Source organism: Cellvibrio mixtus subsp. mixtus J3-8 (genome assembly GCF_000766945.1).
GTDB lineage: Bacteria > Pseudomonadota > Gammaproteobacteria > Pseudomonadales > Cellvibrionaceae > Cellvibrio > Cellvibrio mixtus_A.
In genome coordinates this window covers 1-1209 of the sequence record NZ_ALBT01000143.1, presented here as the reverse complement: position 1 = coordinate 1209, position 1209 = coordinate 1, and the positions used below count along the sequence as shown (strand labels likewise).

General features: G+C 44.6%; 1 protein-coding gene. It reads right to left on the bottom strand.

Going from position 1 to position 1209, the window contains the following annotated elements; all coding sequences use genetic code 11:
* Positions 1 to 1147, bottom strand: a protein-coding gene (locus tag A596_RS05040; RefSeq protein ID WP_152600105.1) for an IS3 family transposase whose coding sequence is annotated in 2 segments (ribosomal slippage) — positions 1 to 904 and positions 904 to 1147 — 1148 coding nt annotated over the 2 segments. Because the reading frame shifts where the segments join, the coding sequence is not laid out codon by codon here. This gene is flagged as partial in the annotation.
* Between the last annotated feature and the right edge of the window lie 62 nt (positions 1148 to 1209).

Sequence of the window (1209 nt, the reverse complement as noted above, 5' to 3'; positions counted from 1 at the left end):
TAGACACTTTCAAGCCTCTGAAAATACGCCTCTTCATATTTAGCGGGAGATAACCCTCCATTATGTGAATGGCGTTTAATTGGATTGTAAAACATCTCAATAAAATTAAATATTTCTGTTTTGGCTTCTTCCCTCGTACTGTATATCTTCTTACGAGTTACACGCTTCTTGAACGTAGCAAAAAAACTCTCTGCAACCGCATTATCATGACAATTTCCTCGACGGCTCATTGATGGAATGAAATTGTTAGCTTCCATAAAAGTCGTGTAATCATGACTGCCGTATTGGCTGCCTTGGTCGCTGTGAATTAGCACGGCATGTTGTGGTTGACGCCCGAGCTTTGCCATTAACAGTGCATCAATCACCAGGTGGCGATCTATATTTTTCCCCATCGACCAACCAACAATGCGTCGGGAAAATAAATCCAGTACCGTCGCAACATACAAAAAGCCTTCATAAGTTCGCACGTACGTAATATCGCTAACCCAGGATATATTCGGGGCGTCAGGACTGAAATTCCGGTTCAACAAATTGGCTGCTACTTTGGCAGTTTTGCCGCCTTTGATATAACGCCGTTTATATCCAATCTGCGCTTTTATCCGGTTCTTACGCATGATTTTGGCTACACGATGTACACTGCACCTTTCACCTGCCTCGTGCAAATCCTTGTGTATCCACGGGCTACCGTAAGTACCACCGCTCGCCAGATAATGTTCTTTTATTAACGCCAACAACCGTTGATCTTCCTGTTCACGTTTTGATACCGGATTTTTTAGCCAGGCGTAGTAACCACTGGGATGAACTTTTAACACATGGCACATCAAGCGCACGGAATGTGCCTTGGTGTTAGCGCTGATAAAACCGTACTTTAGTCGTGCTCCCTTGCAAAGTATGCGGCGGCCTTTTTTAAAATATCACGCTCCTCTGTGACTCGTCTGAGTTCTGCTTTGAGGCGAGCGATTTCGGCTTGCTCATTAACCTGAGTCGCTTGGCGGGGTTGCGGTTCGTTGTATTTCTTGAGCCAGTTGTACAGACTGTGGGTGGTCGTTCCAAGTCGTTCAGCAACTTCCGCAACGGAATACCCCCGTTCAGTAATTTGCTTAATAGCTTCTTTTTTGAATTCTTCGGTAAATCGTTTGCCTGACATAAACACCTCATCTTGAAGTTAGATTATGAGGCTTTCGGGTGTCTAGTAAAGTCTGGGAAGTC